General features: G+C 64.7%; 2 protein-coding genes. Both read left to right on the plus strand.

Going from position 1 to position 8,453, the window contains the following annotated elements; genetic code table 11:
• A partial coding sequence (locus tag ACODTD_RS28680) for a phosphopantetheine-binding protein (protein ID WP_285358783.1) occupies nucleotides 1-464 on the plus strand: 464 nt, incomplete at its 5' end.
• The coding region (locus tag ACODTD_RS28685; protein WP_489105438.1) for an amino acid adenylation domain-containing protein at nucleotides 461-8,453 on the plus strand (7,993 nt) is incomplete at its 3' end. The genes ACODTD_RS28680 and ACODTD_RS28685, both read left to right, overlap by 4 nt.

An 8,453-nucleotide genomic window follows, 5' to 3' on the forward strand; every position in this document is an offset into this window, starting at 1 on the left:
TGGCCCGCGAAGATGTGCCGGGGGACAAGCGTCTGGTCGCCTATTACACCGGCGCACGACTGGTAATCGACGTGTTGCGCGGTCACCTGCTGGAACATTTGCCGGATTACATGGTGCCGGCGGTATTCGTGCACCTGGGTGCGCTGCCACTGAGCCCCAACGGCAAGCTCGACCGCAAGGCCTTGCCGGCGCCGGATCAGAGTGCTGCCATCACCCGCGAATACGAAGCCCCGGTCGGCGAGGTGGAAATTCTCCTCGCCGGACTCTGGGCCGAATTGCTCAACGTGGAACGGGTAGGACGCCACGACAACTTTTTTGAACTGGGCGGGCACTCATTGCTGGCGGTCAGTCTGATCGGCCGGTTACGTCAGGAAGGCATGGAAGCGGAGGTCAGGGCGTTGTTCGAACAACCGACCCTGGCCGGTTACGCCGCAATTACGGAAAGAATGGAGATCGTCCTGTGAACGTGATCGAACTGTTGGCAACACTCAAGGCTAAAGACATCCAGTTGGCGGTCACCGACGACCAGTTGCGCGTCCAGGGCAACAAACAGGCGCTGAGTGATCCGGCGGTGCTGGCGTTGCTGCGCGAGCACAAACCGGCGCTGATCGAGCTGATCAAGGCCGGGCAATATTCAGCGACCAAGAGCGGCCAGGTCGACGTGCCGGCCAATGGCATTGCCCCCGGAACCACGCGCATCAGCCCGGCGATGCTGACCCTGGCCGAACTTGATCAGGTGACCATCGACCGTCTGGTTGCCGACGTGCCGGGTGGCGCCGCCAATGTGCAGGACATCTACCCGCTGGCGCCGTTGCAGGAAGGCATTCTTTATCACCATGTCAGCGCCACGCAGGGCGACCCATACGTGATGCAAGCGCATTTCGCCTTTGCCGATCGCGGGCGCTTGGACGCGTTCGTTGAGGCTTTGCAGGCCGTGATCGATCGCCATGACATTCTCCGTACGGCGGTGGTCTGGGATGGACTGGATACACCGCAGCAAGTGGTCTGGCGTCACGCTGAATTGCCGGTGGAAGAGATCGATGCCGAAGGCGATGCGCTGGCGTATTTGCACGAGCGTTTCGATGCCCGGGAATTTCGCATGGATGTGGGCCGGGCACCGATGATGCGTCTGGCCCATGCGTGGGACGAAGCCGGGCAACGAGTCGTTGCGACGCTGCTGTTCCATCACATGGCGCTGGATCACTCGGCCCTCGATGTGGTGCGCCATGAGATGCGCGCGTTCCTCACGGGGCAGGGCAATCTGCTGGGCCGGCCGGTCGCGTTTCGTGACTACGTGGCGCAGGCGCGACTGGGTGTCAGCGAGAGCGAGCACGAGGCGTTCTTCCGCGACATGCTCGGCGATATCGACGAGCCGACCTTACCGTTCGGCTTGCAGGATGTGCAGGGCGACGGGCACGGCATCACCGAGCTGAGCGTGCCGGTGGAAGCGGCCTTGGGCCAACGCCTGCGGGGGCAGGCGCGGCAGCTCGGGGTGAGCGCGGCCAGTCTGTTCCACCTGGCCTGGGCGCAGGTGCTGGCCACGCTCGCCAGCAAGCAACGCGTGGTGTTCGGCACAGTGTTGATGGGGCGACTGCAAGGGGCCGAAGCGACTGACCGGGCGCTGGGCATTTTCATCAACACCTTGCCGGTGCGGGTCGATGTCGACACCCAGAGCGTACGCATCGCCGTGCAGGCGACCCACGCGCGCCTGACCACCTTGATGCGCCATGAACACGCGCCGCTGGCGCTGGCCCAGCGCTGCAGCAGTGTGGCTGCGCCGACGCCGCTGTTCAGCGCCTTGCTCAATTACCGTCACAGCCACGGCGCCGGGTCGGCCAGCGCGCAAACCCTTTCCGCGTGGGAAGGCATCACTACTCTGCACTCGGAAGAGCGCACCAATTACCCGCTGACCCTGAGTATCGATGACCTCGGCGACGCCTTCAGCCTGACCTTGCTCGCCACCACTGAGGTCGATCCGCAGCGGGTGTGCGATTACATGCGCGGTGCCCTGAACGGCCTGGTGTCCGCGCTGGAACAGGCACCGGATTCGCCGATCAGCCAGGTGCCGATCCTGCCGGAGGCGGAGCGCGAGCAGATTTTGCGCGGCTTCAATGCGACCCGGGCCGACTACCCGCAAGGGCTGACCATTCACCAACGTTTCGAGGCGCAAGTCATCGAACGGCCGGAAGCGGTGGCGGCAGTGTTCCTCGGTGAACACGTGACCTATGCCGAGCTGAACCTGCACGCCAACGCCCTGGCCCATCATCTGATCAGCCTGGGCGTTCGCCCCGATGATCGCGTGGCCATCGTCGCTCGACGCGGGCTCGACACGCTGGCCGGACTGCTGGCGATTCTCAAGGCCGGGGCCGGTTACGTGCCGCTCGACCCGGCGCATCCGGCCGAGCGCCTGAGCTACCTGCTCAGCGACAGCGCCCCGGTGGTGGTGCTGACCCAGAGTGATCTGCGTGATCGGTTGCCGACACTGGACGTCCCGGTGATCGACCTCGACCGCCATTCCTGGCCGCTGAGCCTGGCCCTCGACCCGCGGGTGCCGGGATTGACCAACGAGCATCTGGCCTACGTGATCTACACCTCGGGCTCGACCGGGTTGCCCAAGGGCGTGATGGTCGAACACCGCACCCTGTCCAACCTCATCGACTGGCACTGTGGCGCGTTCGATCTGTGTGCCGGCCGCCACACTTCAAGCCTTGCCGGATTCGGCTTCGACGCCATGGCCTGGGAAGTCTGGCCGGCCCTGTGTGCCGGTGCGACCCTGCACCTGGCGCCGACCCGCGACGGCAACGAAGACATCGACGCCTTGCTCGACTGGTGGCGCGCGCAGCCGCTGGACGTGAGCTTCCTGCCCACTCCGGTGGCCGAATACGCTTTCAGTCAAAACCTCGAACACCCGACCTTGCGCACGCTGCTGATCGGCGGAGATCGCCTGCGGCAGTTCAGCCGTCACCAGCACTTCGATGTGATCAACAACTACGGTCCCACCGAAGCCACGGTGGTGGCGACCTCGGGCAAGGTCGACGCCGGGCAGGCGCTGCACATCGGTCGGCCGGTGAGCAATGCCACGGTCTATTTGCTGGATGAACAGCAACGTCCGGTGCCCATCGGGGTGGCGGGGGAGTTGTATGTCGGGGGCGCCGGGGTTGCCCGGGGTTATCTGAATCGTCCGGAACTGACGGCCGAGCGCTTTCTCGACGATCCGTTCAACAGCGGGCGCATGTACCGCACGGGTGACCTGGCGCGCTGGCAGAGCGACGGGACTCTCGAGTACCTGGGACGCAACGACGACCAGGTGAAGATTCGCGGCGTGCGCATCGAGCTGGGCGAGATTGAAACCCGCCTCAACCAGCTCCCCGGTATTCAGGAAGCGGTATTGCTGGCCCGCGAAGACGAACCCGGCCAGCCGCGTCTCGTCGCCTATTACACCGAACAGGCTCAGGTCGAACCGCAACCGGTGGCTGAGCTGCGTGCTTGCCTGCTGGCGCAGTTGCCCGAGTACATGGTGCCGGCGGCATTCGTGCGACTGGACGCATTGCCGCTGACCGCCAACGGCAAGGTTGACCGCAAAGCCTTGCCGGCGCCGGATCGCGCGGCGCTGTTCACTCGCGAGTACGAAGCACCGCAAGGCGAGTTGGAAACTACGCTGGCGCGAATCTGGGGCGAAATGCTGCAGGTCGAGCGGGTCGGGCGCCGGGATCACTTCTTCGAACTGGGGGGGCATTCGCTGCTGGCGATGCGCATGGTGTCCCAGGTTCGCCAGCGCCTGGGCGTTGAACTGGCCCTGAGCGAGTTGTTCGCCAATGCCGAACTGGCGGCGGTCGCCGAGGTGCTGGACCAGGCCGGGCGCAGCTCGCAACCGGCGATTGTCCCAGTGCCTCGCGACGGCGCGCTGCCGTTGTCGTTCGCCCAGCAACGGCTGTGGTTTCTGGCGCGCATGGAAGGGGTCAACACCGCCTACAACATTCCGCTGGGTCTGCGTTTGCACGGCCATCTCGACGAGGTGGCGCTGCAACAGGCATTGGCGCGGATCGTCGAGCGTCACGAAACCCTGCGCAGCCGTTTTGTTCCGCATGACGATGAGGTGCAGGTGATGATTGCGGCGGTCGACAGCGGCCTGCTGCTGCGGGTCGAGGATCTGCGTCAGCATTCACGCGCCGACGAAGCCATGCAGGCATTGATCCGTGAACAGGCTTCGACACCGTTCGAGTTGCAGAACGATCCGTTGATTCGGGGGCGACTGGTGCGGCTGGCCGACGATCACCATGTATTGCTGTTGACCCTGCACCACATCATCTCCGATGGCTGGTCGATGGGCGTGCTGACCCGTGAACTGATGGCGCTGTATCAGGCGTTCAGTCATGGCGAGGCCGATCCGCTACCGCCACTGGCGCTGCAATATGCCGATTACGCGATCTGGCAACGCCGCTGGTTGAGCGGCGAAGTGCTGCAACGGCAGAGCGATTACTGGCAGCAGAATCTGGCCGGGGTCCCGACCTTGCTGGTGCTGCCGACCGATCGTCCGCGTCCGGCGCAACAGGATTACACCGGCAGCAGTGTCGAGTTCCGGCTGGACGGGCCACTGAGCGCCGGGCTCAAGGTGTTGAGCCAGCGGCACGGCGTGACGATGTACATGACGATGGTGAGCGCCTGGGCGCTGTTGCTCGGTCGCTTGTCCGGGCAATCGGACGTGGTGATTGGCTCGCCGATTGCCAACCGTGGCCGGGCGGAAATCGAAGGCTTGATCGGGCTGTTCATCAATACCCTGGCCCTGCGCATCGACACCTCCGGCGGGATCAGCGTCGAGGCGCTGCTGGCCCGGGTCAAGGCGTGCACGCTTGAGGCACAGGCCCATCAGGACCTGCCGTTCGAGCAGGTGGTGGAAGTCACCCGACCGGCGCGCAGTCTTTCCCACAGTCCGTTGTTCCAGAACACCCTGAGCTGGGAGAACAGCGTCGGGCCGGCGCTGGAGCTGGGTGAACTGGCGCTGGAAAGCGTGGCCGGTCCGACTCGCTTCGCCAAGTTCGACCTGTCGCTGACCCTGGGCGAAACCCGCGAGGGCATTCGCGGCGTGCTGGAATACGCCACGGCGTTGTTCGATGAGTCGACGATCCAGCGTTACGCCGGCTACTTCGAGCAATTGCTGCGCGGGATGGTTGCCAACGATCAGGCGGCGCTGGAACAACTGGACATGGTTCCGGCTCACGAGCGTGAACAGTTGCTGGTTGCGTTCAACGATACGCACGCGGAATTTGTGTCGGGGCTGACGATTGCGCAGCGATTCGAAGCGCAAGTGATCGAGCGACCCGAAGCGGTTGCGGCAGTCTGCCAGGGGCAGGCGTTGACCTTTGCCGAGCTGAACCGACAGGCCAATACCCTGGCCCATCACCTGATCGGGCTGGGTGTTCGCGCCGATGATCGGGTGGCCATCGTTGCCCGGCGCGGGCTCGACACGCTGATCGGGCTGGTGGCCATTCTCAAGGCGGGGGCCGGTTACGTGCCGGTGGATCCAGCGCACCCGGCGGAGCGTTTGAACTATCTGCTGAGCGACAGTGCGCCAGTGGCCGTGTTGTGCCTGAGTGATTTGCGTGAACGCCTGCCGGCGCTCGATGTACCGGTGATCGACCTCGATTTGCAGGGCTGGCCGGACACCGAACCCGGCAATCCGCAGGTGCCGGGCCTGACCAGCGAGCACCTGGCCTACGTCATCTACACCTCGGGCTCCACCGGTCTGCCCAAAGGCGTGATGGTCGAACACCACACCCTGAGCAACCTCGTCGACTGGCACTGCCGGGCGTTCGACCTGTGTGCGGGCCGCCACACTTCAAGCCTTGCCGGGTTCGGCTTCGACGCCATGGCCTGGGAAGTCTGGCCGGCCCTGTGTGCCGGTGCGACCCTGCACCTTGCGCCGGCCCGCGATGGCAGCGAAGACGTGGACGCGCTGCTCGACTGGTGGCGCGCGCAGCCGCTGGACGTGAGCTTCCTGCCGACACCGGTGGCCGAATACGCCTTCAGCCAGAACCTCGAACACCCGACCTTGCGCACGCTGCTGATCGGCGGCGACCGCTTGCGTCAGTTCAACCGCCAGCAGTCGTTCGATGTGGTGAACAACTACGGCCCGACCGAGGCCACGGTGGTTGCCACCTCGGGCATCGTCGAAGCGGGGCAGGCGTTGCACATTGGCAAACCGATTGCCAACGCGACGGTGTACCTGCTCGATGAGCAACTGCGTCCGGTACCGGTCGGCGTGGCCGGGGAGCTTTATGCAGGCGGCGCCGGTGTGGCTCGGGGTTACCTGAATCGTCCGGACCTGACCGAAGAACGTTTTGTAAACGACCCGTTCAATCATGGGCGCATGTATCGCACAGGCGACCTGGCCCGATGGCGCGCCGACGGTTCCATCGAGTACCTGGGGCGCAACGACGATCAGGTGAAGATCCGTGGTGTGCGTGTCGAGCTGGGCGAAATCGAAACCCGCCTCAACCAGTTGCCCGGCATCCAGGAAGCGGTGTTGCTAGCCCGCGAAGACGAACCTGGCCAAGTGCGGCTGGTGGCGTATTTCACCGAACAGCCACAGGTCGAACCGCTGGCCGTGGCGGAGCTGCGGGCGCATCTGCTGAGCCAGTTGCCGGAATACATGGTGCCGGCAGCCTTTGTCAGACTCGACGCCTTGCCACTGACTGCCAACGGCAAAGTCGATCGCAAGGCGTTGCCCGCGCCGGATCGCAGCGCCTTGTTCGCCCGCGACTATCAGGCGCCGCAAGGTGAACTGGAAACCACGTTGGCGCAGATCTGGGCCGAAGTGCTGCAAGTCGAACAGGTCGGGCGTCAGGATCACTTCTTCGAATTGGGCGGTCACTCGCTGCTGGCGATGCGCATGCTGTCTCAGGTACGCCAGCGACTGGGCGTGGAACTGACCCTCGCCGAGCTGTTCGCCAATGCTGAGCTCGCCGCCTTGGCCGAGGTGCTGGCCGAGTCCGGACGCTGCACGCAACCGGCGATCAGGCCGGTGCCACGCGAGGGCGCGCTGCCGTTGTCGTTCGCCCAGCAACGCTTGTGGTTCATGGCGCAACTGGAGGGCGCCAATACCGCCTACAACATTCCCCTCGGCCTGCGCCTGCGCGGTCGGCTCGACGAAGCGGCCCTGCAACGGGCACTGGCGCGGATCGTCGAGCGTCACGAAACCCTGCGCAGCCGTTTCGCCCAGTTCAACGAAGAAGCCCAGGTGCTGATCGCGCCCCTCGACAGCGGTGTGCTGTTGCGGGTCGAGGACTTGCGCCAGCACCCGCAGGCCGACGAAACCTTGCAGGCGCTGATTCAGGGCGAAGCGTCGGGGCCGTTCGATTTACAGGACGATCCGCTGATTCGCGGGCGTCTGGTGCGACTCGCCGATGATCATCATGTGCTGTTGCTGACCCTGCACCACATCGTCTCCGATGGCTGGTCGATGGGGGTGCTGACCCGCGAATTGATGGCGCTGTATCAGGCGTTCAGCCATGACGAGGCCGATCCGCTGCCGCCGCTGGCGTTGCAGTACACCGATTACGCCGTGTGGCAGCGCCGCTGGTTGAGCGGTGAAGTCTTGCAACGGCAGAGCGATTACTGGCAGCAGACCCTGGCCGGTGCGCCGGCGCTGTTGATGCTGCCGACCGACCGTCCACGCCCGGCCCGGCAGGACTACGCCGGCAGCAGTGTCGACATCCGGCTGGATGAACGTTTGAGCGCAGGTCTCAAGACGCTGTGTCAGCGGCATGGCGTGACGCCGTATATGGCGGTGATGAGCGCGTGGGCGATGTTGCTCGGACGCTTGTCCGGGCAATCGGACGTGGTGATCGGCTCGCCGGTCGCCAACCGTAACCGGGCGGAAATCGAAGGGCTGATCGGGCTGTTCGTCAACACGTTGGCCGTGCGCATCGACACCTCGGGCGCGCTGAGCGTCGAGGCGTTGCTGGCGCGGGTCAAGGCGTGCACGCTGCAAGCGCAGGCCCATCAGGATCTGCCGTTCGAGCAGGTGGTGGAAATCACCCGGCCGGTGCGCAGCCTGTCCCACAGCCCGTTGTTCCAGACGCTGCTGAGCTGGGACAGCGGCAGCGGCGCGACGCTGGCCCTCGGTGACCTGACGCTCGAAGGCGTGGCCGAGCCGAGTCACTTTGCCAAGTTTGATCTGTCGCTGACCTTGGGCGAGGCGCAAGGCGTGATCCGGGGTTCGCTGGAATACGCCACGGCGCTGTTCGATCAATCGACGGTTCAGCGTTATGCCGGTTACTTGCAGCAGCTGTTGCAGGCCATGGTCGCCAATGATCAGGCGCTGCTGGAGCAGGTGGACGTGCTGGCCGAGGATGAGCGTCGGTATTTGTTGCATCACTTCAATGCGACCGAAGTCGGCTATGACCTTCAGCAAAGCATCCATGGTCTGTTCGAGGCGCAGGTTTTGCGGTCGC

The sequence above is a fragment of the Pseudomonas sp. FG35 genome, from assembly GCF_057809295.1.